This window comes from Brevibacterium sp. AGC70 (assembly GCF_057334195.1).
Map to the genome: position 1 here is coordinate 320,678 of NZ_JBHFIH010000001.1, position 25,458 is coordinate 346,135.

Below are 25,458 nucleotides of genomic sequence, written 5' to 3' on the forward strand. Positions count from 1 at the left end.
GGCCCCCGACATGGTCAGAAGCTGATGGTCAGGAGCCGTTGACGACGAGCTCGACTGGAATGTTTCCGCGGGTGGCCTTCGAGTAGGGGCACAGCTCGTGGGTACGATCGACGACCTTCTGAGCGGTGTCCTGGTCGAGTCCGGGAATGGTCACGGTGAGCTTGACGCTGATACCGAAGCTCTCCCCCTCCTTGCCGATTCCGACTTCGGAGTTGACGACGGACTTCGAGGTGTCGACCCCGAGCTCCTTGCCGGCCAGGCCCATCGCACCCTGGAAGCAGGCTCCGTATCCGACAGCGAAGAGCTGTTCCGGATTCGCTCCTCCACCGGGTCCGCCCATCTCCTTGGGGGTGCGCAGGTCGACGTCGACTGCCTTGTCATCGGTAGCGCCGTGACCATCCCGGCCTCCGGTAATCTCGGCCTTTGCGGTGTAGACAATGCTCTCTGGGGTATTCATCAACCGTCTCCTGTTCGTCGAATCATGATTCACAGATCGGGTCCTTCACGAAGAAGGTACCTGAGACCGAGTATTGTCACTTCACCGATGGAAGTCCAGGGGGCGGCCCTGCGATCGGCTGAAAGAGGACCAGGGATGAGAAAAGCCCCGGTATCCGTGATTTCTCTCGGACTCCGGGGCTTATCTGCTCGGGGTGAGTAACGGGACTTGAACCCGCGACATCCGCGACCACAACGCGGCGCTCTACCAGCTGAGCTATACCCACCGCATGCGCTGCACCTTGGCGCAGACAGCAAGATATATCCTAACCTCACTCAGGCACCCGGGCAAACTCACAGCCGATATGGTGCACAATGAGACACAGATCTCCTGACGTGCAACGATTCAGTAGCGATGTATAACGGTTTCGGAAAAACGGTAGGAGCACCCGATCGTATTCAATAGTATTGTCACGGTCCCACCCTCAATCTTATTCAAGGAACCCTGTACATGGCTCGTGCGCTGATCTCCGTCTCTCAGGACGGGTTCACCTATCTCACCCTCAACGGGGCGACGAGTCGCTACTCCGACACCGGACAGGCCATGACCTACCTTGGCGACTATGCCAGGGAGACAGCGACCCAAGTGCCTGTGACCATCGACGATGGCAAGCAGGAAGTCGACGTCCTCCTCGACGAGACCGGCAAGATCGCCCCCGCCGCTTCAGCATCCCCGGCACCTCCCACCGAGCCCCCTCAGGAGTCTTCTTCCTCGGCGGCATCTGCGGTCGCAAACGGGGACACATCGGCAGATGAGGCCGCGACCACCTCCGCGATGGACACCACCTCTGCTGAGGAACAGACAGCACATCAGCAACAGCCGAACACCGACACCGAGGCGGGAAGCGGGGACGACTACCCCCTGGGCACCCCATTCTCTGGACCGGCTGCCCCCAGTGCTCCGACGGTCAAGCGCACCCGGGTGCGCAAGCATGCACCACAGCACAGAAGGTCTTCGCAGAGCCGACCCCAACGTCTGAAGAAGATCACCGTGCCCGGCCTCGTGCTCATCGGCATCGTGATCCTGATGATCGGGGCTTTCGTCATCCCGAACATCGTCCCGACCAGTTCCCAGGACTCGCCGCAGACGATCGAATCCGAAAAGCAGATCAATCCGGCTTCCGAACTCTCGGTCGACAAGACCGAAGACGTCGTCCCCGGGTTCGACAACTCACCGAAGTGGGAGACGAAGATCCCTCAGGACGCCTCGGTGACAGCCTCGGATCGTGGTGTGCTCGTCGTTGACGAGGGCAACCTCGAGGTGCTCGACTCCAGCACAGGAAAGACCCGCTACTCGGGAAAGACCAGCGAAGCCCCGACGTTCGCCGTCGACACGATGATCGACGGCAAGCCCGCCCTGCTGTGGCAGGCCGGCAATACTGCCGAGGCGCTCATCGACGGTGAGGACAAGCCCAAGACCTACCAGCTGCCGGAGAATGCTCGCATCACATCGGCCGGCAAAAGCGTCCTCGTCAAGTCCGGCAACCGACTGTCGACGTTCGGCGCTGATGGGCTCGAGAACGTCCCGACTCCCGCATCAGGGTCGACGCCCATGGCGATAGAGAACGACGAGCTCTTCAGCTCCGACTGGAACGGTCCCGTCAAGGCGAAGGACATCAAGTCCGGTGACGAACGTTCCATCAAGCTCGAAGCTCCCGCCGATGGGCTCCAGATCATCAAATGGGTCTCCGCGGGCCACGGCAAAGCGGTCACCCTGTGGGGTGAGCAGGGGGCTTCGACGAACTCCGGCCACCGCATCCAACTCGTCGTCCACTCCCTGGAGGACGGGTCCATCCTGTCGACTGTGACCACCACTACCGACATCGTCGGTGAGATGTCATGGGTACGCGGGCAGGGTGGAAAGCGGGCATACATCGGCCCGTACCTCTTCGATCTGGAATCCGGGCTGCTGCTCATGGACACCTCCAGCAAGGACATCCACCTATCTGAACCACGGGGCACGATCGTCCCCTGCACCGTCGACAACGACGATTCCTGCCTGCTGGCGGGCAAGCACGCCTACCGCACAGACACCAACCTGCTGGCACTGACCAACGACGGCGGAACTGCCATCGTCGACGGCGCCGATTCGACGATTCGCGCTTTTGATAAGCCGTCCGAAACGAGCGAGAAATAGACTCTGACTTTCTCACCCTGGACGTAGCCATTAGGATGGACAGCGACGTGCCTGTCTGTCATGTCCCCTTGTATGTTTGATGCCGGAGCCCCCACCGCGAAGGAACACAGTGCCAGCTACACACGAGCTCAGCCGCGCGGCGGCCGCCCTCGGCACTGCTCTTGCCCTGATACTCCTGCCGATCACAGGCACCATCGCTCCTGCAAATGCGAGTTTCACGGACTCCGGCCAGACCAGCTCATCGAGCTCTGGGAACACAACTTCCGATCCTGACGGATCCCCTGAAGGTGCTATAGCTTCGGATCCAGGCGAGGCGATCGATTCCGTCACGGCCGATTCCGATTCTGGAAGCTCCGAGGCCGACGACACCGCTGGAGACGAAGGGACAGGCTCCGAGGCCGAAGCGGACAACGACACCGAGGCACCCGAAGACGACCCCGCCTGCGACACACCCAGCGATGGCGGCGACACCAGCGCCCCGTGTGAGGTCGAAGACCCGATTGGCTCGACATGGAACCAGTCCGCGCGGACTATGCAGGTCTCCGGCATGCCCAGAAGCTGGGAGGGTAAGGAATTCGCCGGCCCGGCAGAAGAAGACGAAGCCAAACGCTGGCCAACCCAGAACTCTTCGAACTCTGCCAATGACTCCGATTCTGCGGCAGATGGGAGCGAGCCCGACAGCGCCACCGACGACAGTGGAAACTCCGTGCCCGAGGCAACGGAGAATGCACCGGCGAAGTATTCGTTCGATGAGGACGGTTACGTTCTCGACGCCGAAACAGGCGAACGGATGGTATTCACGGAGTTCGACGATCCGCCGAACCCCGAATGGACATTCGTCTCAGACGGAGAAACCATCACCGTCGAAGATGGTGAGCCTTACCCGCCGCCAAGCGACGAGGCTGAAAGCGAAGCGAGTTCCAACAGCTCCAACGATGCTGACAGCACCGACAGTGGTGCGAAGGACTCATCCAACGACGCAGACCTGAGTGCCTCCACCGATTCGGAGTCGGGCACCGACGGCACAGACGTCGACTCCTCCGCCGGCGACAACTCGGACTCCAACACCTCATCGGATTCGGAGAACGAGTCGTCCTCGGACACCTCCTCTGACTCCGATTCCTCAGAGTCCGCAAACGCTGATTCCGAGGGATCCGACACCTCGTCGGACGCCGATTCGTCCAGCCAGGATTCTGATTCCAACTCCTCATCGATATCCGACGGCTCCGATTCCGGCAGCTCCGATAGCCAAGGCAGCTCGGACCAGGATGGCGGCAAGGACGACAAAGGCTCCGCAGACAAGGACGGAACCTCCAGCGATAGCGATGGCGGGCCAGTCGGCGATGACTCCACCCCAGACCCTGCGACCGGCAACGGCTCATCGGACACACGCGATGAGATTCCCGGAGACGTCGGCGACGATTGGATGCCTGGAAACGGCGACTCCCCGCCTCCGGACTACTCGGATCCCGTCCCACAGAACCCCGACACTCCCGTACCGGATGATGACAAGGACCTCATCACCGGAGGCGAAACTCCAAAGCCTCGCAGCGACAAACCACCATCGACCTCGTTCGGTGAGTCGATTGCGTCGACGATAGCAAGTTCGTGGCCGATCTTCATCCTCGCAGCCTCAGGTATGGCCGCCGTCGGATTCATCATCTGGATCGTCGGCCGACGCAAGAAACAGAACTGAGCCGCCTCAGAACTGAGCCCACCTCAGTGGTTCATGCTGTTCTAAGATCACAGCATGGACCTCTACGACTCAGAACTCCAGGTGATCGCCGTCGCCGAATCTCTGGCAGCCACACTCGGTGCCGATGAGAATCACACGGTGGCAGCCGCCGTCATGGACACTCATGGTCGCATCCACACCGGCGTCAATGTCCACCACTTCACCGGTGGGCCCTGCGCTGAGCTCGTCGCCATCGGCAATGCGGCGGCCGCCGGAGCAGGTCCGCTGGTGACGATCGCAGCCGCCGGAGATGGCGGCCGGGGCCTCCTATCCCCCTGCGGACGCTGCCGTCAGGTCATTCTCGACCTGCACCCCGACGCACTCGTCGCAGTCCCCAGATCGGGGTCTGCCGGGTCTGCCACGACTGCTCCGATCTCCGCGCTCCTCCCCCACTACTACCGTCCGCCGGATTCGGCCCCCCAACGCCTCCTGAGGTTCCACACTCGCTATTACGAGGCGGCCACCTCGGGGAGGAAGAACCTGACCGTGCGGTGGAAGGAATCCCACTCGCCAGGCCCTGCCTTGGCCTACTTCGAACACACCGAGCACGCGCCCGTGCCCGTTGACATCACCTCTGTGAATACCCATCGATTGAGCGAGCTGACACCGCAGATTCTGCAGTTGCAAGCTGGGTCGAGCATCGAAGGATATGTGGCAAATCTGCGCGATCACTACCCGACCATGCCTGAGGACGCGGACGTCGATGTCGTGACTTTTCAGCTCTCCGCAGTCAATATCTGACACCGAGAGAATCAAGCGGTTAAGCTTGACACGAGGCACCGTGGCACCCCGTCACGTGCATGTTTGTATTCTCGACCCGGAGGACCTGCCCCGATGACTGACAATGTCTACACCTCAGATGTGACCGTCGACTCAGCGTCACCCAGCCAGCTGGCGGAATCGATTCGCCTGCGCGAAGAGCGCATCGCGGACAACATCGATGAACTTGTGGGCCGTGTCCACCCCAAGGTCCTTGCGACTCGCGCCGCCAATAAGGCGAAGTCCGGCGTCGTCGATGAAGAGAGCGGCTCGGTCAAGCCCGAAGCTGTTGCCCTCGGCGTCGGCGCCGTCCTCGGCGTGGCCGCACTGATCGTTGGCCTCTCCGGCCGCAGCAAGCGTGGCTGAAGCCTCTCTGCCGATCCGGATGCTGCATGACCGGATCCTGCTGGATCCGGGCGAGGAGGCCGGCGAGCGCAAATCCTCGGCCGGAATCGTGATCCCGGCAACCGCAAGCATGGGGAAGCGTCTCGTGTGGGGAAAGGTCGTCGCGGCCGGCCCCCACGTGAGGCAGGCCAACCTCGGCGATACCGTCCTCTATGACCCTGAGGAACTCGCCGAGGTGGAGCTCGAGGGGAGCGCGTATGTGCTCCTGCGTGAGCGCGACGTCCACGCGATCTCGGAGCCACCGGAACAATCGAGATCCGGGATGTACCTCTGACCTGCAGGTATGCGAGCTACCTCACAAAACCTCAAATGAGTGGTTCTCAGTTTGCAAGAACCCTGGCAACCTGAGTAATATTAATTCTCGTTGCGCGGCAAGCGCAGCTCGCACCTCTAGCTCAATTGGTAGAGCAACTGACTCTTAATCAGTGGGTTCCGGGTTCAAGTCCCGGGGGGTGCACCACAGCAAGGAAACCGCCGTTCGGATCATCCGAACGGCGGTTTCCTGTTTGTCTCCTATGGCAAGCAGCTGCCCGAGGGTGGCCGCTAGCGCTGGCGTCGAGCCGACGCCTTAGCTGTAGGTCGGACCGGTGACCTGCCTGCTGTTCGGGTCCTGCCATTCATTCGAGTTCTATACGGCTTGAGCGCATTCTCCGAGACGCCGCAGCCGTCTGCACACTCAAGCATGGGGTTCAAGTTGGCTCCGTCACCGGGCTCCGCTGCAGCGGCTGTGTCGATGAGACGGCCGTAGCAGTCGGGACAGAGATATGGTGCATACTTCATTGCGCACTCCTCGCAGATCGACCACTGTCTGATCTGCCGTTAGACATGCAGGCTCAGGGCCGACATGGGCGTATGCAATCTGCACAAACACGTCGTTCTCAGTCTATCAGTCGGGCTTCAACGGGCCCTGTGCTGAGATCAGCGTGCTCAGTCCTGGCCGGCGCGCGCATATGCGCCGAGGACCTGACGTTCGGAGTCACCGAGGTAGGCACCGAGTTTCGCGGCCGCCCCCCTCGGGCTCTCATTGAGGTAGGCATCAAGGACCTCTTGGTTGCGTTCGACGAACGGCGCATGAAGGAAGTCGAGGACCTCGACCTTGAGGAAGGCCAGGCGCAGCTCGGCCAGCACGTTCCCGAATGAGCGCATCAGGCGCGAGCTGTCCGACAGTGAGACCACGGCATTGTGGAAGGACATATTCAGCGTCCCCACCCGCAGCCAATCATCGGCGGCCGCGGCCGTGTGCGCAGCCTCGACGGCCCGGCGCATCTCCTCGGCGCCCGGGTGGTTCTTCGGAGCGTTCTCGAGCACAGAGCACTCGATGTGCCGCCGCACCCGGTAGATATCAATGACGTCCGAAGTGTTCGGCGAGGCCACCGAGACCCCACGATGGGGGATGTGATTGACCAGCCCCTGCTCCCCCAATACACGGAAGGCTTCGCGCAGCGTGTTCCGGGAGACATCGAACTCCTTTGCCAAGGCAGCTTCGGACAAACGGGCACCGGGGCGAAGCTCGCCGGCGATGAGTCGGTCGGTGAGCTGATTGACCAGGGACGATTCGTGATTCACAGTTCCATCCTAGTGATCGGGGCAACAAATAGCCCAGAATCATGAGGACAATTCCAGAACTGAAATGTGACTCAGATCTATTCTTGTTGAACAATCCATGCTAGATTGTCTAACGCTTCTTCGATAGTGATGCGGACCACCACCGTGGCTGGCTCTCTATCGCATCGGGAAGCGGACCACATTCCAGGCAACTTGGAGACCCCATGTCACAGCCACAAGAACAGACGCCGCATAACCATGCGCCTGAGGACCGGACAGCGAAATCCTCGGTCAAGGTCAGCCGCAGCGCGATCCTCGGCGCGATCTTCCTCATGGCCACCTCGGCGATCGGCCCGGGATTCATCACGCAGACGGCGACCTTCACCGCCCAGATGGGTGCGGCCTTCGCCTTCGCCATCTTCATCTCGATCCTCATCGACATCGCCATCCAGCTCAATGTCTGGCGCATGATCACGTCCTCGGGCAAACGTGCGGCTCAACTCGCCTCCAGCGCCATCCCGGGCACGGGCATCCTCCTGTCGATCCTCATCGTCATCGGCGGTCTGGCCTTCAACATCGGCAACATCGCCGGCGGCGGTCTCGGACTCAACGCCCTCCTCGGCATCGACCCGAAGCTCGGCGGCCTGCTCACCGGCGTGCTGGCCATCGGCATCTTCCTATTCAAACGCGCAGGCAAGGTCGTCGACACCGTCGTCATGGTCCTCGGAATCGGAATGATCATCCTCACCGTCATCGTCGCGATCGCCTCCAACCCACCGGTCGGTGAAGCGATCAAGCAGAGCGTCCTGCCCGACACGATCAACTTCGCCACCATCACGACCATCGTGGGAGGAACTGTCGGCGGTTACATCACCTACTCGGGAGCCCACCGCTATCTCGACTCGGGCAAGACCGGACCGGAGCATGCTCCCTCCGTGATGCGCTCGGCGCTGACAGGCATCCTCGTCACAGGTGTCATGCGCTACATCCTGTTTCTGGCCATCCTCGGCGTCGTCGCCTCGGGAGTCGCCCTCGACCTCAGCGGTCAGGTCGCCAACCCTGCCGGTCAGGCCTTCGCCGCAGTCCTCGGCGATGCCGGAATGCGCATCTTCGGCGCCATCTTCTGGGCAGCGGCACTGAGCTCGGTGATCGGCGCGGCCTACACCTCAGCGACCTTCCTGTCCGCGTTCTCCAAACGCCTCGGCAAGGGATGGCCGCTGCAGCTGGCCACGGTCGCGTTCATCACCGTCTCCCTCATCATCTACCTCATCGTCGGTACAGCACCGGCGACCCTGCTCGTCTTCGTCGGCGGATTCAACGGACTCATCCTGCCGATCGGCCTGACGATCTTCATGTACATCGGCTGGTTCAGGCCACGCCTGCTGCGAGTCGACAAGTACCCCAGGTGGTTGCTGATCATCGGCACCGCGGCAACACTGGTGATGTGGTACACGGCCGTCGGATCAGTCGGCCCCATCTTCGCAATGATCGGAATCGGAGGGTGACAATGACCGCCACAGATAAGAACGCCACCAGCACGGTGAGCATCGACCTCAATTCGGACCTCGGGGAGAACGTTCCCGACCGCGTCGTCAGCGACGATACCGCGATGCTGGACCTGGTCTCCAGCGCCAACGTCTCGTGCGGGTTCCACGCCGGCAGCCCCGAGGGCATCCGGGCGACCCTGGCAGCGGCGACGACGGGCGGGGTCGTCATCGGCGCCCATCCCGGCTATGACGATTACGAGGGATTCGGTCGTCGTCCCCTCGACGTTCCGGCAGCGACCCTGCAGGCGCAGGTCGAGTACCAGATCGGTGCCCTCCTGGGCCTGACCGCAGCCGTCGGCGGCTCGGTCGCCTACGTCAAACCCCATGGCGGCCTCTACAACGCCATCGTCCGCGACGAGGCGCAGGCCAAGGTCGTCGTCGATGCGGTCAAGGCCGTCGATGAGCGCCTCGTGTTCCTGGGTCTGGCCGGCAGCGTGGCCAATCGCGTAGCCGCCGAGGCTGGGCTGAATGTGGCGGCCGAGGCCTTCGCCGATCGCTCCTACAACCCCGATGGCTCCCTGGTTTCGCGCACCGAACCCAATGCAGTGCTGCATGACCCGCAAGCCGTGGCCGCACGCGTGCTCAGGCTCGTCCAGACCGGACAGGTCGAAGCCATCGACGGCAGCCTCGTCGATGTCGACGCCCAGTCGATCTGCTTCCACGGCGACAGCCAGGGTTCGATCGACATGGCCCGCGCCGCACGAGAGCTCCTCGAATCCTCGGGTGTGACGATCGCTGCGTTCGCCGGTGCCGGTCGATGAGCAGCGCACCACATACCGGCGGAGCACACAGATCGGCTCGATCGCAGAAATCGGCTGGAGCGCAGGCTCGCGAGCGCATCCGGGCCGGGTCCACCGAACCGACTTCGGGTCTGGCTCCTGGTCTGGTTCAGGCCAACCTCATCGCGGTTCCGGCCGATTGGGCCTTCGACATGCTGCTCTTCGCCCAGCGCAATCCGAAACCGTGCCCGGTCATCGATGTCCTCGAGCCTGGGCAGGTCGAATCAGCCCTGGCCCCGGGCAGTGATCTGCGCACAGACATTCCCGGCTACAGACTCTGGGACAACGGGTCGCTCGTCGACGAGGTCGACGACGCCAGTGCTGCCTGGTCCCAGCATCCCGACCTCGTGTCCTTCCTCATCGGGTGCAGCTTCACCTTCGAGACCGGGCTGCTGGACGCGGGCATCCCGATCCGACACCAGGATGCCGACCGCAACGTCCCCATGTACTCCACCTCGATCGCCTGTCAGCCCGCCAGTCGGATCCACGGCAACATGGTCGTGTCCATGCGCCCCATCCCTGCCCATCAGGTCGCCGAGGCGGTGCGCATCACCGACCGCTTCCCCTCCGTCCACGGCGGCCCCGTCCACATCGGAGAACCCGAACAGATCGGCATCACGAACCTCCACTCCCCCGACTTCGGCGATGCCCCGGCAATTCAGGATGGCGACATCCCTGTTTTCTGGGCGTGCGGAGTCACACCCCAGCTTGCCATCCAAGCCTCGGCCCCACCGTTCGCGATCACGCACTCCCCGGGCCGGATGTTCATCACCGATGCGCCGGAAGGCAACTACCGCCAATGATCGACAACCTCGACTTCCACACCGCCTCTCACTGCCATCTCCTCGTCGAATGCCCGAACCTGGCCTCGACGATGCACCTGCACCAAGCGCTGGAGGCAGCCGAGCTCGACGGCGTCGACGAGCTGGTCCCCGCCGCGCGAACCGTGCTCATCCGCTTCAACCCGGCCCGCACCTCGGCCCCGGTGCTTGCCGACCGGATCCGCAGTCTCGAGCACACAGGAACGGACTCTGCCGAGCCCCGTGAGGTCACGATCGACGTCCACTACGACGGTGAGGACCTCACCGAGGTGGCCGATCTTCTGTCGCTGTCGACCGCCGAGGTCATCACCCGGCATCAGCGCGCAAGCTGGCAGGTCGCGTTCTCCGGTTTCGCCCCCGGATTCGGCTACCTGGCCGGCGACGATCCGATCTTCACCGTTCCCCGCCGGTCCTCACCGCGCACCCGTGTGCCCGTCGGAGCTGTGGCCCTTGCCGGGGAATTCACCGGCGTCTACCCTCGTGCCTCCCCCGGCGGCTGGCAGCTCATCGGGCGCACCGACGCCAGACTCTGGGACCTCGATCGCGAACCGCCGGCCCTGTTCGTCCCCGGGACCATCGTGACCTTCCGGGAGGCGAAGCGGGAATCGGTCACGGTATCTGAGGCAAGCGCGGATTCCTCGTCGTCGCTGAAGGGTGCGCCTGCGCAGCCGAAGTCATCGCCGCAGCCGAAGTCATCGTCACAGTCGGACAGAGTCGCATCGGCGCATGCCTTCACAGTCATTCGTCCCGGACTTCAGCTGCTCATCCAGGACCTCGGACGGCCCGGATTCGCCGCTATGGGCGTCTCAAGCGCCGGAGCCGCCGACCGTTCGGCGCTGCAAGCCGCCAACCGCCTAGTCGGCAATGCCGAGACCACAGCCGGGCTGGAGAGTTTCGGCGGAGGGGCGAAGCTGGCCATCACCGGTGCCGGTGTGGCCGCTGTGACCGGGGCGTATGCCGCGATCACCGTGACATCTGCCGACGGTGCCGTGTTCCAGCACCACCTCGGCGAGGCCTTCTCACTGGTCAACGGGGACGAACTCGAACTCGGCACGACCGAGCGCGGGACCCGGGCCTATGTCGCCTTCCGGGGCGGGATCGAGACGGAGACCGCACTGGGCAGCGCCTCGGCCGATACCCTGGCCCATCTCGGTCCGGCACACCTGGAACCGGACTCCACCGTTGCCCTCGGTCGACCGAACTCGGCACCGCACCTCGTCGATCCGGTCCGTGGCTCGGGCCACGAGCGGCATCTGCCCGCACCGGGAGAGACCATCGAGATGTCGGTGACCTTGGGACCGCGCGATGATTGGTTCACCTCGGCGGGAGTCGAGACTCTGCTGGGCCAGGAATGGACGGTCACCCACGAATCCGATCGCGTCGGGCTCAGACTCTCAGGCGTTGTCCCGCTCGAACGCTCCCGCACCGGTGAGCTGCCCAGCGAGGGTGCCGTCACCGGGGCACTGCAGGTCCCGCCCAACGGACAGCCTGTGCTCTTCGGCCCCGACCACCCGCTGACCGGCGGCTATCCGATCATCGCCAGCGTCGATGACACTGACCTGGCTGCGCAGCTGTCTCCCGGGGTCAAGATCCGCTTCGTCACCGACGCCTACCCGGTGACTGCCGATGCCATCACCACAGACCACACCGATCATTCACCGGAGAACGGACACTGAATCATGCCGACGATCCTCATTGCCAACCGCGGCGAAATCGCCGTCCGCGTCATCCGCGCCTGCTCTCACTTCGGCCACACATCGGTCGCCGTCTACGCCGACCAGGACCTTGAGGCCATGCACACCCAGCTGGCCGATGAGGCTTACTCCCTGCCGGGGTCCAGCGCGGCCGAGACCTACCTCAACATCGACGCGATCATCGCCGCGGCCAAGAAGTCAGGGGCCGATGCCGTTCATCCCGGGTACGGATTCCTGTCCGAGAACGCCGAATTCGCTGCTGCGGTCGAGGACGCGGGCCTCATCTGGATCGGCCCGACCGCGGACACGATCACCGCGCTCGGTGACAAGGTCACCGCCCGTCAACTGGCCCAGCAGGTCGGCGCTCCGCTGGCCCCTGGCATCGACCGGCCGCTCAAGGACGCCGGCGAGGTTGAGGCCTTCGCCGCCGAACACGGACTGCCGATCATCATCAAGGCAGCCCATGGCGGGGGTGGGCGCGGAATGAAGATCGTCCACGAACTCGCCGAGGTCGCCGACGCCTTCGAATCGGCCACCCGTGAGGCCGTGGAGGCCTTCGGACGCTCCGAGTGCTTCGTTGAGAAGTTCCTCGAACGCCCCCGCCACGTCGAGGTTCAGATCGTCGGGGACGGCCAGGGACGCGTCGTAGCCGTCGGCGACCGCGACTGCTCTGCCCAGCGCCGCAACCAGAAGCTCATCGAGGAAGCACCCGCCCCCGGGCTCAGCGCTGATCAGCGCGAGCGCCTGCACCGTTCGGCCGAGGCCATCTGCGCCGAGGTGAACTACAGGGGTGCCGGCACCGTCGAGTTCCTGCTCGCCGCCGATTCCACGATGACCTTCCTCGAGGTCAACACCCGCCTGCAGGTCGAACATCCCGTGACCGAGGCAGTCTCCGGGGTTGATCTCGTCGCCGAACAGTTCCGCATCGCCTTCGGGGATGGACTGTCCCTTTCTGCGACTCCCGAGCCCCGCGGGCATGCCATCGAGCTGCGCATCAACGCCGAGGATCCGGGCCGCGGCTTCCTGCCCACACCGGGTCGCATCGATACCCTGACCGCCCCGGGTGGTCCCGGAGTGCGCTGGGACGCTGGTGTGCGGGCCGGTGACAGCGTACAGCCAGCCTTCGACTCCCTGTTCGCCAAGCTCATCGTCCACGGACCCGACCGTGATTCTGCGATCGCGCGCACGGTCACTGCCGCCAAGGAACTGCACGTGGAAGGGCCTGCCACGGTGCTTCCCTGCTCGCTTGAGATTCTCACGGATCCGGCGTTCACCGGAGCCGAGCTGGGCATCCACACCCAGTGGATCGAATCCGAACTCCTCCCCCGCATGACGGCCCAGGACCGGCCGGCACCGATTCCCGAGTCATCGCTGCAGCGCATGGACATCGAGATCGACGGCAGACTCACCCGGCTCGGACTGCCGACTGCGCTGCTGGCTGGACTGGGCACCGCCGGTGGCGCCGGCAACGGTTCTGCCGGTGGTATCGGTTCGGACGGATCTGAGGCTGACGCTGCGGAGACGGGGGCCGTGAGCGCACCTGTGCCCGGCAACCTCGTCGACTATCTCGTCGACGACGGCGCCGAGGTGGCCGAGGGCGACGATGTCGCTGTGCTGTCGGCGATGAAGATGGAGACCCGAGTTCAGGCTCCGGCGGCAGGTGCCCTGGAGCAGGTGGCGAAGGTCGGCGACATGGTGGCTGTCGGTGAGGTCATCGCTCGCATCGGGTGAGGTCATCGCTCGCATCGGGTGAGGCTGATCTGTGTCCTGGTCTCGGACTAGAGTGGTCTGTGAACTGAGAATTTCGGAGAAGTTCCGAACGAGAAGAGGAGACACTATGCCACGTCTGTCAGTCGGCGACACTGCACCGGATTTCACCCTGGCCAATCAGGACGGGAAGTCTGTGACCCTCAGCGAATTCAAGGGACAGCGGGTTGTCGTCTACTTCTACCCTGCTGCCATGACTCCCGGCTGCACGACCGAGGCCTGCGACTTCCGAGATTCGCTCTCGGCGCTGTCCGCTGCCGGCCTCGTCGTGTTGGGCATCTCCCCTGACAAGCCGGAGAAGCTGAAGAAGTTCGCGGAGAAGGAGGGGCTGAACTTCGACCTACTCTCCGACCCTGACAAGTCCATGATGGAAGAATGGGGCGCATTCGGGGAGAAGAAGAACTACGGCAAGGTCGTCCAGGGCGTCATCCGCTCGACGCTCGTCATCGATGCCGAGGGTGCTGTGGAACTGGCCCAGTACAACGTCAAGGCCACCGGCCACGTTGCACGTGTGCGCAAGGCCTTGGGCATCGACGCCGCCTGATCGTTTCAGCATTGCGCACGACCGTTTCAACAACGTGGGCTCGTCCTGCTAATCTTGAGGACGTCGCGCGCGAGTGGCGGAATTGGTAGACGCGCTGGATTTAGGTTCCAGTGTCTGCGGACGTGGGGGTTCAAGTCCCCCCTCGCGTACACAATGGAAAACGGCCTCTGGTTCGGGAAATGTCCTCCCGGCCAGAGGCTTTTTCACATACTCTTGCAGTACATGTCGCCTTGCAGCGCTCCCATATCACCCGCAGAACTAAGAGGAAAGGTACGGACAGTCATGGCAGATTCCTCGACCACTTCGGTTCGCCCTGTTGAATCACCAGATGAGACTCGCTGGCGTGAGCTCTTCCGCGGCTACCGCGAGTTCTATCACCTGCCGGAATCCGAGGACATCGTCTCTCGGGTGTGGGGCTGGCTCATGGATACAGCACACGAATGCCAAGGCCTGGTCGCCGAGGCGGATGGCCGTATCGTGGCAATCGCGGACTTTCGGAGATTCTCGCGTCCGTCGACCGGCACGGTCGGTCTCTGGCTCGATGACCTCTTCACCGATCCCGAGGCCCGCGGAACAGGATCCGGACGTGCACTCATCACCCGTCTCCAGGAGATCGCAGCGGACGAGGGTCGTTCGGTCGTCCGCTGGATCACTGCCGACGACAATGCTCAGGCTCAGGTCCTCTATGACAAGGTGGCGACGAAGACCAACTGGCTCACCTACGACGCGAAGCCGACGGACACATGAGCGCTGAGACGGAAATTCTACTCTGCTGCCTGCTGTGGGCTCACGAGGGGTGCGGTGCCTCGCTCAGCGCCTATGAAGATGGGGTGCTCGCGCTTCTCACCGAACACGGCGGAGAAGTCGTCGACCGCGCCAAAAGCGACGGAAAGGACGGACACCCCGATGAAGTGCAGTTCTACCGCTTCGCTTCACCGGACGCCCTTGACTCCTACCTGAATGACCCTCGGCGACAGCAGCAGGCAGCTGAGCGCGATCGTGTCATCGCAAGAACTGAACTTTTCCCGATCACCTTCCTCCCTGCTGTGTGATTTGAACCTCATCGACGGTCTCGAGGTCGATTCTCCCCACACGTTCCGCTGACTCTGTGTAGTCACCGAGGCGATCGAGGATGACAGTGGGCCCTTCTTGGTCACGCTCCTCTACGGCATTCACCCTCGCACTTGTCTTCGCGGCCATCAGCCTCAGCATCGCGCTCGTAGTCACGATCATCGGCAATGTTCCGATCAACCTGCGCACCGGTCGCATCACCGAGGAGGCGGTGCCGAAGGAGTTCATAGCCATGCGCCGTCCCTGGGCGCTCAACTCAAGCGATGGCGCAGCTCCTCGGCGCCTTCTCCACGCAGCGACACGGCGAAGGTGGGGCGTCCCGCCATGGTCATCACCAGTTCGAGAAGATTCCCAGTGACTAATGGCCCGCTGCCACTTTCGAAGTCGGCATCCTCGGCCTCGAGCGACAGACCAGTGACAAGTGTTCTGCTGTTGACCGCGAAGTCTTTCTGCGCGAAGTAGCGAGCGACCTCCAGAAGCGCCGCCCGATCAGGGACAAGAGACAGCCCTCGCGGCTCAGCGATGTCCTGGCCGTGGACGATCACCTCGCCGAGGAAGGCCGGATAGTCCCTTGTCGGAGCAACTGTGAGCGTGGTCGAGTCGCGGAAGATCGCGAGAGTCTCTTCAGAGTTGCGGCCCCGGTAACGCGACAGCAGGCGAGCATTGTGCTTGGCCGGATTGAATCCGGCGGCGACGATGCTGCGAATCCATGCCCACCTGCCGGTCTTCGCAGCGGCACTGAGATGAGCAACCACCTGTTCGACGCTCCAATCGGAACACAGCGACTGCGCCTGCCACTGGTCTGCGGCGAGACCGTCAAGGAGACTCACGAGGCGAGCGCGTTCGGCGTGGATGTGCGTCCAATATTCTGATTCCCTCACAGCAGGTACCTCACATTCATGGTCAGTGGCCGAGGCCGACGAACATCTCTCGACGCAGAGCATCCACGTGAATGCGTGCGATATCGACGGCCGCCATCGGATCGTGGGCGCGAAAGGCGGCAACGAGACGGGCATGATGGTCGCGGCCCTCATTGAGCTGTTCCTGCGGATAGGGAACGAAGTACCTGGTCAGCGCCTCATAGCAGGCGAGATAAGTCGACACTTCCGGAAGGCCGCTGATCTCGGCGCACAGGCGGTGGAAGCGAGTGTCGGGGATGTGGTGCTCGTGCCAATCGGCGGCGCTCTTCGACTGCCGAATGAGGTCGTCGAGTTCATCGCACTGCGCCGCCGTCGCTCGCTGTGCGGCTGCAGCGACGATCGCACTCTCCATCAGGCTGCGCTGATCGATGAGCCGGAGAATCGATTGCTCGTCAGCCCGATAGGCCGTGACCGAGGAGTCATTGAGCGCCGGCGGATCGTCGGCGACGAAGGTGCCGCCCCCGCGCCCTCGACGGCGCACCAGGACTCCATCGTCGACCAGACTCTCCAAGGCACGGCGTGCGGTGATGTGACTGACTTCCAGGCCCCCTGCGATGAGCTCTGTGCGGGGTAGCTTGCTTCCCGGCGCCAGCAGCGCATGCTCGATCGAAAGCAGAACTCGAGCTCGGACAGTGTCGACGGCTGAGAGCCGTGTGACCGCCGCAGATCCCGGAGCCGTGAACAGGGCCTGGTCGACCTCATGGGCCTCCCGGTTCGAGGCACGCGAATTTTTTCCCGCCATGTGTTGAGTCTATCGGCCCACAAGTTTATAGTGTTCAAAATGAACACTTATCTCGAGCAAGGGAGCTGCCGGTGCCTCAGAGAGAACTGAGCGTCGGACTTGCTCAGCGCGCTCCGCTCCACGGCCCGAATGCGCTGGCCAGGCTGCACGCAGACGTCGAACGCACGCTTGCACGGCATCCTGAGATCGACATGCTCGTCTATCCCGAGCTCCACCTCCAGGGTGTCGACCACCTGCCGAATGATGAACAGCCGGCCGCGCTGTCACTGATGGCAATGCCCCTCGATGACCCCTTTGTGGCGAGGATCGGCGACGTCGCCGCAGCCTTCGGCATCTGGCTGTGCCCGGGAAGCATCGGCGAGTCGACCAGCACGGACGCGCAGCACAACACCCAGCTCCTCTTCTCCCCCGACGGGACGCTGGCCGCCAGCTATCGCAAGATGTTCCCGTGGCGGCCATTTGAGCCTCACCTCCCCGGAACGGAATTCGTCGTCGCCCCGATCGACGGCCACGGTGTGCTCGGTCTGTCGAACTGCTATGACGCCTGGTTCCCCGAACACTCCCGGCACCTCGCGTGGATGGGTGCAGATGCGATCATCAACATCGTCAAGACGACCAGCCAAGATCGTGAACAGGAGCTCGTCCTCGCCCGAGCCAATGCGATCGTCAATCAGGTCTACATGCTCAGCGTCAACTGCGCCGAACCAGTCGGCCGTGGCCACAGCATTGCCGTCGGCCCCGAAGGGCAGGTCCTCGCCGAGGCGGGTGCCGGTGAGGACACCCTTGTCGTTCGGGTGGACTCCGGCCAGATCCAACGCGTGCGAGCTCAGGGCACTGCTGGGACCAATCGAATCTGGTCGCAGTTCACCCCAGAAGACGCACCGATCCCACTGCCGCTCTACGGCGGACGGATCGACCCCGAGCAATGGTCCCCCCGCTATCGCGGGCACGACTGAGCCGAACGCCGACCGCAGCGATCCCAACTCACCGTCGCACCACCTCGGCGGCCCTATGTCACCACTGAGAACAATGGAGTAATCATGTCAGACACTGTCACACTCAAACGGACGCTCAAGCTGCCCTCGCTCGTCATCTTCGGCCTCGCCTATCTCACGCCGCTGATCGTCCTGGGGATCTTCGGCGTCATAGCCTCCGAAACCGGGGGCGCAAGTGCCAGCGCCTATCTGCTGGCGCTCATCGCGATGCTCTTCACTGCCAACAGCTATGGGCGCATGGCTGCTGCCTTTCCGGTCGCTGGGTCCGCATACACCTACGTGCGGAAGACCATCGATGGGCGAGTCGGGTTCCTCGTCGGCTGGGCGACCATGCTTGACTACCTGTTCCTGCCGATGGTCATCTGGCTCATCGGCGGTTCTTACCTGCAGGCACAGTTCCCCGGGGTGCCGATGGCCGTGTGGATCATCGGATTCATCATCCTCACCACCGCGCTCAACATCGTAGGGATCAAGGTCGCCGATCGCGTCAATCTCATCCTCATGTCATTCCAGATCCTCATCATCGCCTTCTTCGTCGTCCTGTCTCTGGCCGACGTCTTCGGCACTCATGGCGCGAGCGGTCTCTTCAGCGCCACCCCGTTCACCGGCGTCAATTCAAGCCTCGTTGCGATCGGCGCAGGTGCCGCGATCGCCGCGTATTCGTTCCTCGGCTTCGATGCAGTGACCACATTCACCGAAGAGACAATCGACCCCCGGCGCACCGTTCCGAAGGCGATCATGCTCATCGCGATCATCGGCGGCGGCATCTTCGTCGTCGTCGCCTACGCTGTGCAGCTGGTCCACCCCGGTGGAGTATTCGAGAACTCCGACGCCGCGGCATTCGAGATCGCGCGCAGGATCGGCGGTCACCTCTTCGGTGCCATCTTCCTTGCCGCTCTCGTGATCGCTCAGTTCACCTCGGGCATCGCGGCTCAGGCGGCGGGCAGCCGTCTGCTCTATGCGATGGGCCGTGACGGAGTCCTGCCGTCGCGCTTCTTCGGCAAGCTCAGCCCGCGCTTCCACACTCCTGTGCTCTCGCTGCTGGCAATTGCCGTGATCGGGCTGATCGCGATCGTCATGAACGTCGCGACTTCGACGTCGTTCATCAACTTCGGCGCTTTCCTCGCATTCATCATGGTCAACGTCTCGGTCATCGTCTTCTGGGCCAAGGAACGTCGCGCCGGTCGCCATCATGGGGTTCTGCTCTATCTGGCCGGTCCGATCGTGGGAGTGCTCGTCATCGGCTTCCTCGTCACTCAGCTCGATGTCCACGCCATCACGCTTGGGTCGCTCTGGCTTGTCATCGGTGCCGTGATCCTCGCCATCACGACCAGGGGCTTTCGGACTCAGCCGTCCGAGCTGGCCGTCGACGAGGTGGAGGCGGGGTGATCGGGACAGTGTCGGGCTGGACTCGCCCCTCCCCGTGACCGGCTCGAGCGTATGCCCTGCGGCCCGTGAGCATCGTCGGCCATCAGACTGCGAAGACCAACTCAAATCGCTCGCACACCACCGGCATGTCAGAAGAGAAAGCACGGTTGCTCTGCCCGTAGCACCGCCAGAACTGTTCGTGGTCCACTCGCCACTCCTTAAGCGTGCGGTCCCCCTCGCCCTCTGAATGGGCATGGGCGGCATCGACTGCCGAAAAGGCGAGCAGGGACAGCCTCCCGTGCGGCCGACCAGAACTTCTCGAGTGCGAAGCGTGTCACGCGGCACCCGCCTCCAACTGCAGTCGCAGTCCATCGACGAGCGCACGCAGACCCAGTTCGAACGCGGCCGTCGCCGACGAGGTGTCGGCGCAGAGTGGATCGAGGGCGGCACGAATCTCGGAGAACCGTTCGTCGGCTGAGTCCTGGGAAATGAGGTCGGCAGGGGCGATGATATCGAGGGCAGAGCCGAGGACGTGAGCTTCGACGGTGCGCATGACCGCCACCGTCCGCGACCTGGGCCATCCGCCTCGGCGCAGACCCGCGACCACAGCGTCGTACATCTGGTAGGTCGAGAGGTCGCCGATCGACGTCGTCGCAAGCAATCGGATGAGATTCGGATGCGCGGCGAAGGCACGCAGGTACGACCGGGCCCAGGATTCGAGCGCCTGGTCCCAGCATTCCGAACGTTCGACTAGGCCGACTCGGGCAAACGCAGCCACGTCGATCTCGGCGACGATTCGAGCCCGCATGAGTTCAATGAGCTCACTGCGCCCGGACACGTGGTTGTACAGGGAAGACACCTGGCGGTCGACTCGTGCCGCGAGGATGCGCATCGACAGGGCCTCGGACCCTTCCACGTCAACGAGGTCAAGCGCAGCATCGACGAGCCGGTCTCTGTTGAGCCTCATATCGACCTCATCCCCCCTTCCCCTGATTCCACACGAAGTGTATCGTGTTCTCAGTCACAATAACGAACAGTGTTCGTACGAAACTACGGGGTCAGGGACGACACGCAGTGAGACAGAGGACGGCCGAATTGGCATCGACGCACTTCCACAACGGCACCATCTGGCGAGGCGCAGGAGTCGACACCGCGGATGCTCTCCTCGTCCACGACGGAGTCGTCGCAGCTGTGGGTTCTGCCGATGTGGACCGGCATTTGGCCGCTCTCGACACCGCATCTGACTCCGACGACACCCTCGACCAGGTCGACCTCGACGGCGGTTTCCTCATGCCGTCCTTCGGCGATGGTCACGCCCATCCCATCTTCGGAGGACTCGAGGCGGAGGGACCGCAGGTGCGAACGTGTTCCAGCGTCGATGAGATCGTGGCCGAGGTGCGCCGCTTTGCCCAGGCCCATCCCGAAATCGAGTGGATCACCGGCGCCTCCTATGACGGCAGCCTTGTCGACGGTGGACTTTTCGACGCGCGTTGGCTCGACGAGGCAGTCGCGGACCGACCCGTGGTGCTGCGTGCCTGGGACTATCACACGGTCTGGTGCAATTCCCGGGCCCTCGAACTCGCAGGCATCACCGCGGAGACTCCCGAACCTGAACTGGGCGAGATCCCCCGCCGAGGAGACGGCTCGCCCCTGGGAACACTGCGGGAATGGGGTGCCGTCGATCTCGTCGACGCAGTGCGTCCGCCGCTGGACGAAGCCGTCCGGCTGCGCGCGCTCGAGCGAGCAGCAGACTACTACCTCGAACGAGGGGTCACATGGGTACAGGATGCCTGGGTCGAACCGGCCGATATCGAGACCTACATCGCAGCCTCGACGCTTGGTCGACTCACGCTTCGGTTCAACCTCGCTCTCTATGCGGACCCACGCCACTTCTCCGCGCAACTGCCTGCCATGGTCGAGGCCAGGAGGCGCGTTGAGGAGCACGGCGACCCGCTGTTGAGCGCGCACACTGTGAAGTTCTTCGCCGATGGCGTCGTCGAGAATGAGACCGGGTCGCTGCTCGAACCCTATTGTTCGTCTCTGCACAATCACGGCCTCCGGGTCTGGGAAGGAGAGACACTGGCCGAGGCGGTTCGTGCCGTCGACGCCGCCGGCTTCCAGGTCCACATCCATGCCATCGGCGACGCTGCTGTGCGCCAGGCGCTTGATGCCATCGAGTCCGCCATCGCGGCCAACGGACCACGCGACCGCCGGCCGGTCATCGCCCATGCCCAGCTCGTCGATTCGGCGGACCTCTCCCGCTTCGCCGAAATTGGGGTCATCGCGAACATGCAGCCGTTGTGGGCACAGCTCGATGACCTCATGACCGTGCTCACTGTGCCCCGCCTCGGCGAGTCTCGGGCCTCGAATCAGTATCGGATGCGCAGCATCCTCGAGCTTGGCGGGCGTCTCTCCTTCGGCTCAGACTGGCCGTGCACCTCGGGCACACCCGTCGAGGGGCTGGCGATCGGCACGAGCCGTCAGAACGATGCGGGCGAACCTGCCGGGGGTTGGACACCGGAGGAGATCGTCGACATCGACCGCGCTCTCGACACCTATTCGACCGCAGTCGCGTACCAGGCCTTCGCCGATACCTGCCCCGTGGTCTGGGGCGAGATCCGCCCCGGGGCGAGCGCCGATCTCATCAGATTCGACCACGACCCCCGGCATCTGTCACCGCAGGAACTCGCGGTGACAGCTGTTCGCACCACCTACCTCGGCGGCGTTGCCGTGCATTCATCGATCTGAGAGAAAGGACCACCATGTCCCGCTCACACGACGCCAACACGGCCCACAGAGGCGAGGAATCTCACGGTGGCGAAGGACAACTCCGTCGAGCGCTCGGGGTTCCCTCTCTGGTGCTCTTCGGCCTCGTCTACATGGTGCCTCTGACCGTCTTCACGACCTATGGCATCGTCACTCAGGTCAGCGGCGGCAGGGTGCCGCTGGCGTACGTGATCACTCTCCTCGCGATGGTCTTCACCGCCAGGTCATACGCAAAGATGGCTCACGAGCTCCCATTTTCCGGGTCCGCCTACACGTACACGCAGAATAGCTTCGGGGCGGGCATCGGATTCGTTGCCGGCTGGGCGCTCCTGCTGGACTACCTCTTCCTGCCGATGATCAACTACCTCGTCATCGGCATCTATCTGTCCGCGGCCTTCCCCATGATCCCCGCCTGGGCCTTCGTACTCACCGCGATAGTCCTGGTCACTGTTCTCAATGTCATCGGCATCGTCTCTGTCGCCCGTGCGAACATCGTCATCATTGCCGCCCAGGCGATCTTCATCGTCACCTTCGCGGCGCTCGGCATCGCGTCGATGTCGGGCTCGGGCACGGTTGACCTCTCGGCACCCTTCACCGGCGACGGCAGTGCGCCCGGCTTCGGCAACGTCATGGCAGGTGCCGCAATCCTGTGCCTGTCGTTCCTCGGCTTCGATGCGGTCTCGACTCTGTCAGAGGAGGCCAAGGACGCCAAGCGCAGCGTGCCTCGTGCCATTGTCATCGCCACTGTCACAGGCGGTCTGATCTATATCGCGCTCTCATTCCTCGCTCAACTCGTCTACCCGTCGAATGACTTCGCCGACGTCGAGTCGGGCGCTCTCGACGTCATGAGTGCAGCAGGCGGTGAGTTCCTCACGACCTTCTTCACTGCCGCCTACGTCGCCGGCGCCTGCGGTTCCGCGCTGACTTCTCAGGCCTCGGTCTCGCGCATCCTCTTCGCGATGGGCCGCGACGGTGTTCTGCCCAATCGGCTCTTCGGACGTCTCTCACCACGCTTCCACACCCCGATCTTCGCAACACTCGCGGTCGGAGTCGTGTCGCTGTTCGCGCTGGCGGCCGACCTCGGATTCATCTCCGAGATGGTCAGCTTCGGCGCACTCATCGCGTTCTCGGCTGTCAACCTCTCGGTCATCAAACACTTCGTCATCGATGGGAAGCGTCGCGGATCGAGCGCGATCGCCAACTACATCGTGCTGCCCGGCATCGGCTTCTGCCTCACCCTGTGGCTGTGGACGAGCCTGTCACCGAGAACGCTGCTCATCGGGGCGATCTGGCTGGCCCTCGGCATCGGCTACCTCGCCTTCGTCACTCGCGGCTTCCGCCGTCCGACTCCGACGCTGGATCTGGCCGACTAGAGGACGGGCATGCGATCGCGCTCATAGGTGATCGATGAATAGCCGTGAGGGTCTGGCTGCCCCGTCTCCCCTACGCTGACGAAGACGATTCTGTCGATGCTCAGAATGGACTTGCGCGTGATCATATTGCGCACCTGAGCTCGCATCGTCAGTGACGTGCTGCCGAAACGAGTTGCGACGAGGCCCATCTCGATGAGATCCCCTTGGCGAGCCGAAGCTACGAAGTTGATCTCGGAGATGAGCTTCGTGACCACGCTGTGGCTGCCGAGCTGAATGATCGCGTAGATCGCAGCTTCCTCGTCGATCCATTTCAGCAGGCTTCCTCCGAAGAGCGAGCCGTTCGCATTGAGGTCCTCCGGGCGAACCCACTTGCGTGTATAGAAGTTCATTCCGTCGACTCGATGAGTCGTATTCACCGAGGTCATTGCCGATTCGCTCATCGCCATCCCTATCGCAGTGGTCTCGCTCTTGAGCACAGGCTAGCCCAGGGACATTTCGCCTGGATTTCGGGCAGAGCGCAAACATTTCGAGCTGGTTTCACCACGAGGCTCCTGCAGATTCTCGCGCTTCACCTCACCTCTTCACCGAACTTTGGCCTCACACTATGTACTGCCTGTTGCAATAGTGTGTAACGCACACTATTGTGTGAAACATGAACGAGGATGAAGAACAGGCACTGGCGACACACGAACAAGAGTTGAGACGAGGCACCGTCGTCTTCGCCAGTCTCGTTGCCTGCCGTCAGCCGCAGTACGGGTACTCGCTGCTGACGACTCTCACCGAAGCCGGCATCGCCACAGAAGCCAACACTCTCTACCCCCTACTGCGAAGACTTGAGAAACAAGGGCTGCTCAGTGCCGAGTGGAACACCGAACAGGCGCGTCCACGCAAGTACTACAGCGTCACCACCAGCGGAGCCGAAGTCGCGGCAGCACTCCACTCGCAATGGCTGGAACTCAACACCAGCATCACGAAACTCTGGAAAGAAGGAACACCATGAGTACGCTCACCACAATCTACGTCGACAATGTGGTCGGCCATCTCCCGGAAGACTCCCGAGGTGACATCGCGGCAGAGATCAAGGCCACAATCGACGATATGATCGAAGATCGCCTCGGCGGTCTGGAAGATCCTGCAGACGAGCAGACCGCTGCTGCCGAGCGCGAGGTACTCGAAGAACTCGGCGATCCTGCCCGACTCTCCCGGGAGTACACGAACTCGCCACAGCATCTCATCGGGCCGAAGTCCTACCCGGTCTTCCTCTGGGCGATACGCTGGGTGCTTCCGCTCGTCGCCGTGGCCGCGGCCGTGACGAACTCAATCGCGTTCATCGCCACCAACGATGAGGTCCAGATCGGGGCGCTCATCGGTCAGCTCGTCGGCAATACGATTGTCGCGCTGCTCACGGCCTTCGCCGCAATCACGATCCTCTTCGCCCTCGGCGACAGGGATATGAGCGCAGGTGCGGCAGAGAGGATCGCCGGCGTGAAGAAGGGCTGGTCAGTCGATCAGCTGCGCGCAACGGATGCGAAGGCGAAGCAGATCCGCGCCGAGTCGGTCCTGAACCTGGTCTTCATCGTCCTTCTGGCCCTCCTTCCGCTCGTGCCCACCTCCTTGTTCTACGTCGGCCATCTCAACAATGACGAGCCATTCATCAACCCGGAACTGGGATTCGGATGGTTCCTCGGATATTGGGGATTCCTCGCGCTCATGGCCATCGTCGAGGTGGTGAAGCTGGTTCGCTCATCAGCAAAACCGGCCGTGCTTCTCATCGGAGCGATCCTCGACGTCGCGATGGCAGTCCTCCTCACGATCGCCCTGCTGACGCAGCAGGTGCTGCACCCGGATCTCACATCCGCTTCGGGCGCCGAGGTGCAGCAGATCATCACAGTGATCGCAATCTGGGCGATCGTCATCTGGGATCAGATCAGCACGTGGCGCGCCCACCGAGCGAACCGCTGACCGCGTAGCCTGGTGGGGGGGGGGGGGGGGGGG

Annotated in this window: 27 protein-coding genes and 3 tRNA genes; 21 read left to right on the forward strand and 9 right to left on the reverse strand. The window is 63.1% G+C overall.

Translation table 11 applies throughout. From position 1 onward, the window contains the following. Positions 1 to 28: 28 nt before the first annotated feature. A complete protein-coding gene (locus ACE03M_RS01415; protein ID WP_485932339.1) occupies positions 29 to 457 on the reverse strand; it encodes an organic hydroperoxide resistance protein in 429 nt (142 codons plus the stop codon). Positions 458 to 649: 192 nt separating this feature from the next. Next, positions 650 to 722 (reverse strand) — tRNA-His (locus ACE03M_RS01420). Between the two features lie 224 nt (positions 723 to 946). Between ACE03M_RS01420 and ACE03M_RS01425 the strand changes: the two genes are divergently transcribed. From ACE03M_RS01425 to ACE03M_RS01450, 6 genes are all read left to right on the forward strand, one after another. Then, positions 947 to 2,632: a hypothetical protein gene (locus ACE03M_RS01425; RefSeq protein ID WP_485932341.1), complete on the forward strand. Its 1,686-nt coding sequence runs from the start codon at positions 947 to 949 to the stop codon at positions 2,630 to 2,632. 109 nt (positions 2,633 to 2,741) lie between these two features. Beyond that, entirely contained in the window at positions 2,742 to 4,328 is a 1,587-nt protein-coding gene (locus tag ACE03M_RS01430; protein WP_485932343.1) for a hypothetical protein, read from the forward strand. Between the two features lie 54 nt (positions 4,329 to 4,382). Next, positions 4,383 to 5,108, forward strand: coding sequence for an ASCH domain-containing protein (locus ACE03M_RS01435; protein WP_485932345.1), 726 nt, complete (start codon positions 4,383 to 4,385; stop codon positions 5,106 to 5,108). A 93-nt stretch (positions 5,109 to 5,201) separates the two neighbouring features. After that, positions 5,202 to 5,492: a DUF3618 domain-containing protein gene (locus ACE03M_RS01440; RefSeq protein ID WP_143922387.1), complete on the forward strand. Its 291-nt coding sequence runs from the start codon at positions 5,202 to 5,204 to the stop codon at positions 5,490 to 5,492. Further along, positions 5,485 to 5,805: a GroES family chaperonin gene (locus ACE03M_RS01445; protein WP_235345867.1), complete on the forward strand. Its 321-nt coding sequence runs from the start codon at positions 5,485 to 5,487 to the stop codon at positions 5,803 to 5,805. Before ACE03M_RS01440 ends, ACE03M_RS01445 begins: the two co-directional genes overlap by 8 nt. Before the next feature lie 110 nt (positions 5,806 to 5,915). Next, positions 5,916 to 5,991: transfer RNA gene (locus tag ACE03M_RS01450), tRNA-Lys, on the forward strand. A gap of 467 nt (positions 5,992 to 6,458) precedes the next feature. On the opposite strand, the gene ACE03M_RS01455 is transcribed toward ACE03M_RS01450, so the two are convergent. After that, on the reverse strand, positions 6,459 to 7,097 hold the full coding sequence (locus ACE03M_RS01455) for a GntR family transcriptional regulator (protein ID WP_143922385.1): 639 nt from the start codon (positions 7,095 to 7,097) through the stop codon (positions 6,459 to 6,461). A 203-nt stretch (positions 7,098 to 7,300) separates the two neighbouring features. On the opposite strand from ACE03M_RS01455, the gene ACE03M_RS01460 reads away from it, so the two are divergent. The 9 genes from ACE03M_RS01460 (at position 7,301) to ACE03M_RS01500 (ending at position 15,280) form a co-directional block, all read left to right on the forward strand. Next, positions 7,301 to 8,581 (forward strand): NRAMP family divalent metal transporter, encoded by a 1,281-nt coding sequence (locus ACE03M_RS01460; RefSeq protein ID WP_143922384.1) that lies wholly within the window; start codon positions 7,301 to 7,303, stop codon positions 8,579 to 8,581. A 2-nt stretch (positions 8,582 to 8,583) separates the two neighbouring features. Further along, positions 8,584 to 9,384: a LamB/YcsF family protein gene (locus ACE03M_RS01465; RefSeq protein ID WP_485932348.1), complete on the forward strand. Its 801-nt coding sequence runs from the start codon at positions 8,584 to 8,586 to the stop codon at positions 9,382 to 9,384. Beyond that, positions 9,381 to 10,205 carry a putative hydro-lyase gene (locus ACE03M_RS01470; protein WP_485932350.1) on the forward strand — a complete coding sequence of 275 codons (825 nt, stop codon included), beginning with the start codon at positions 9,381 to 9,383 and terminating at the stop codon, positions 10,203 to 10,205. The genes ACE03M_RS01465 and ACE03M_RS01470 overlap by 4 nt, the downstream gene beginning before the upstream one ends. Continuing rightward, on the forward strand, positions 10,202 to 11,899 hold the full coding sequence (locus tag ACE03M_RS01475; RefSeq protein WP_485932352.1) for a 5-oxoprolinase subunit B/C family protein: 1,698 nt from the start codon (positions 10,202 to 10,204) through the stop codon (positions 11,897 to 11,899). Before ACE03M_RS01470 ends, ACE03M_RS01475 begins: the two co-directional genes overlap by 4 nt. A gap of 3 nt (positions 11,900 to 11,902) precedes the next feature. Continuing rightward, positions 11,903 to 13,648: an acetyl/propionyl/methylcrotonyl-CoA carboxylase subunit alpha gene (locus ACE03M_RS01480; protein ID WP_485932354.1), complete on the forward strand. Its 1,746-nt coding sequence runs from the start codon at positions 11,903 to 11,905 to the stop codon at positions 13,646 to 13,648. 106 nt (positions 13,649 to 13,754) lie between these two features. Beyond that, complete coding sequence (bcp, locus tag ACE03M_RS01485; RefSeq protein WP_143922379.1) at positions 13,755 to 14,228, forward strand: thioredoxin-dependent thiol peroxidase; 474 nt, start codon at positions 13,755 to 13,757, stop codon at positions 14,226 to 14,228. Between the two features lie 67 nt (positions 14,229 to 14,295). Next, positions 14,296 to 14,377, forward strand: a tRNA-Leu gene (locus tag ACE03M_RS01490). A gap of 133 nt (positions 14,378 to 14,510) precedes the next feature. Further along, the gene (locus ACE03M_RS01495) at positions 14,511 to 14,975 is read left to right on the forward strand and encodes a GNAT family N-acetyltransferase (protein WP_143922378.1); all 465 of its coding nucleotides are present in this window, start codon (positions 14,511 to 14,513) and stop codon (positions 14,973 to 14,975) included. After that, on the forward strand, positions 14,972 to 15,280 hold the full coding sequence (locus ACE03M_RS01500; RefSeq protein WP_143922377.1) for a hypothetical protein: 309 nt from the start codon (positions 14,972 to 14,974) through the stop codon (positions 15,278 to 15,280). The genes ACE03M_RS01495 and ACE03M_RS01500 overlap by 4 nt, the downstream gene beginning before the upstream one ends. Here the strand turns inward: ACE03M_RS01500 and ACE03M_RS01505 are convergent. The 3 genes from ACE03M_RS01505 to ACE03M_RS01515 are packed head-to-tail and all read right to left on the reverse strand — an operon-like array spanning position 15,258 to position 16,961. Further along, entirely contained in the window at positions 15,258 to 15,533 is a 276-nt protein-coding gene (locus ACE03M_RS01505; protein WP_485932356.1) for a hypothetical protein, read from the reverse strand. The two genes, ACE03M_RS01500 and ACE03M_RS01505, sit on opposite strands and share 23 nt — an antisense overlap. A 17-nt stretch (positions 15,534 to 15,550) precedes the next feature. After that, positions 15,551 to 16,180, reverse strand: a complete 630-nt coding sequence (locus tag ACE03M_RS01510) for a maleylpyruvate isomerase family mycothiol-dependent enzyme (RefSeq protein WP_485932358.1) — start codon at positions 16,178 to 16,180, stop codon at positions 15,551 to 15,553. Between the two features lie 22 nt (positions 16,181 to 16,202). Further along, positions 16,203 to 16,961 (reverse strand): FadR/GntR family transcriptional regulator, encoded by a 759-nt coding sequence (locus ACE03M_RS01515; RefSeq protein WP_485932360.1) that lies wholly within the window; start codon positions 16,959 to 16,961, stop codon positions 16,203 to 16,205. 71 nt (positions 16,962 to 17,032) lie between these two features. On the opposite strand from ACE03M_RS01515, the gene ACE03M_RS01520 reads away from it, so the two are divergent. Both ACE03M_RS01520 and ACE03M_RS01525 read left to right on the forward strand, forming a co-directional pair. Continuing rightward, the gene (locus ACE03M_RS01520) at positions 17,033 to 17,917 is read left to right on the forward strand and encodes a carbon-nitrogen hydrolase family protein (protein WP_485932362.1); all 885 of its coding nucleotides are present in this window, start codon (positions 17,033 to 17,035) and stop codon (positions 17,915 to 17,917) included. A gap of 84 nt (positions 17,918 to 18,001) precedes the next feature. Further along, positions 18,002 to 19,345, forward strand: coding sequence for an APC family permease (locus tag ACE03M_RS01525; RefSeq protein ID WP_143922373.1), 1,344 nt, complete (start codon positions 18,002 to 18,004; stop codon positions 19,343 to 19,345). 82 nt (positions 19,346 to 19,427) lie between these two features. On the opposite strand, the gene ACE03M_RS01530 is transcribed toward ACE03M_RS01525, so the two are convergent. After that, positions 19,428 to 19,616, reverse strand: coding sequence for an ASCH domain-containing protein (locus tag ACE03M_RS01530; protein ID WP_485932609.1), 189 nt, complete (start codon positions 19,614 to 19,616; stop codon positions 19,428 to 19,430). Positions 19,617 to 19,658: 42 nt separating this feature from the next. Then, on the reverse strand, positions 19,659 to 20,291 hold the full coding sequence (locus ACE03M_RS01535) for a TetR/AcrR family transcriptional regulator C-terminal domain-containing protein (RefSeq protein WP_485932365.1): 633 nt from the start codon (positions 20,289 to 20,291) through the stop codon (positions 19,659 to 19,661). Between the two features lie 107 nt (positions 20,292 to 20,398). On the opposite strand from ACE03M_RS01535, the gene ACE03M_RS01540 reads away from it, so the two are divergent. Beyond that, on the forward strand, positions 20,399 to 22,072 hold the full coding sequence (locus tag ACE03M_RS01540) for an amidohydrolase (protein WP_485932366.1): 1,674 nt from the start codon (positions 20,399 to 20,401) through the stop codon (positions 22,070 to 22,072). Between the two features lie 14 nt (positions 22,073 to 22,086). Next, on the forward strand, positions 22,087 to 23,463 hold the full coding sequence (locus ACE03M_RS01545; RefSeq protein WP_135447681.1) for an APC family permease: 1,377 nt from the start codon (positions 22,087 to 22,089) through the stop codon (positions 23,461 to 23,463). Here ACE03M_RS01545 and ACE03M_RS01550 read toward each other — a convergent pair. Beyond that, the gene (locus ACE03M_RS01550) at positions 23,460 to 23,903 is read right to left on the reverse strand and encodes an acyl-CoA thioesterase (protein WP_395950019.1); all 444 of its coding nucleotides are present in this window, start codon (positions 23,901 to 23,903) and stop codon (positions 23,460 to 23,462) included. The two genes, ACE03M_RS01545 and ACE03M_RS01550, sit on opposite strands and share 4 nt — an antisense overlap. 212 nt (positions 23,904 to 24,115) lie before the next feature. Between ACE03M_RS01550 and ACE03M_RS01555 the strand changes: the two genes are divergently transcribed. Together ACE03M_RS01555 and ACE03M_RS01560 are read left to right on the forward strand one after the other, a co-directional pair. Beyond that, positions 24,116 to 24,463, forward strand: coding sequence for a PadR family transcriptional regulator (locus ACE03M_RS01555; protein WP_096145910.1), 348 nt, complete (start codon positions 24,116 to 24,118; stop codon positions 24,461 to 24,463). Further along, positions 24,460 to 25,425, forward strand: coding sequence for an HAAS signaling domain-containing protein (locus tag ACE03M_RS01560; RefSeq protein WP_485932370.1), 966 nt, complete (start codon positions 24,460 to 24,462; stop codon positions 25,423 to 25,425). Before ACE03M_RS01555 ends, ACE03M_RS01560 begins: the two co-directional genes overlap by 4 nt. Positions 25,426 to 25,458 lie beyond the last annotated feature (33 nt).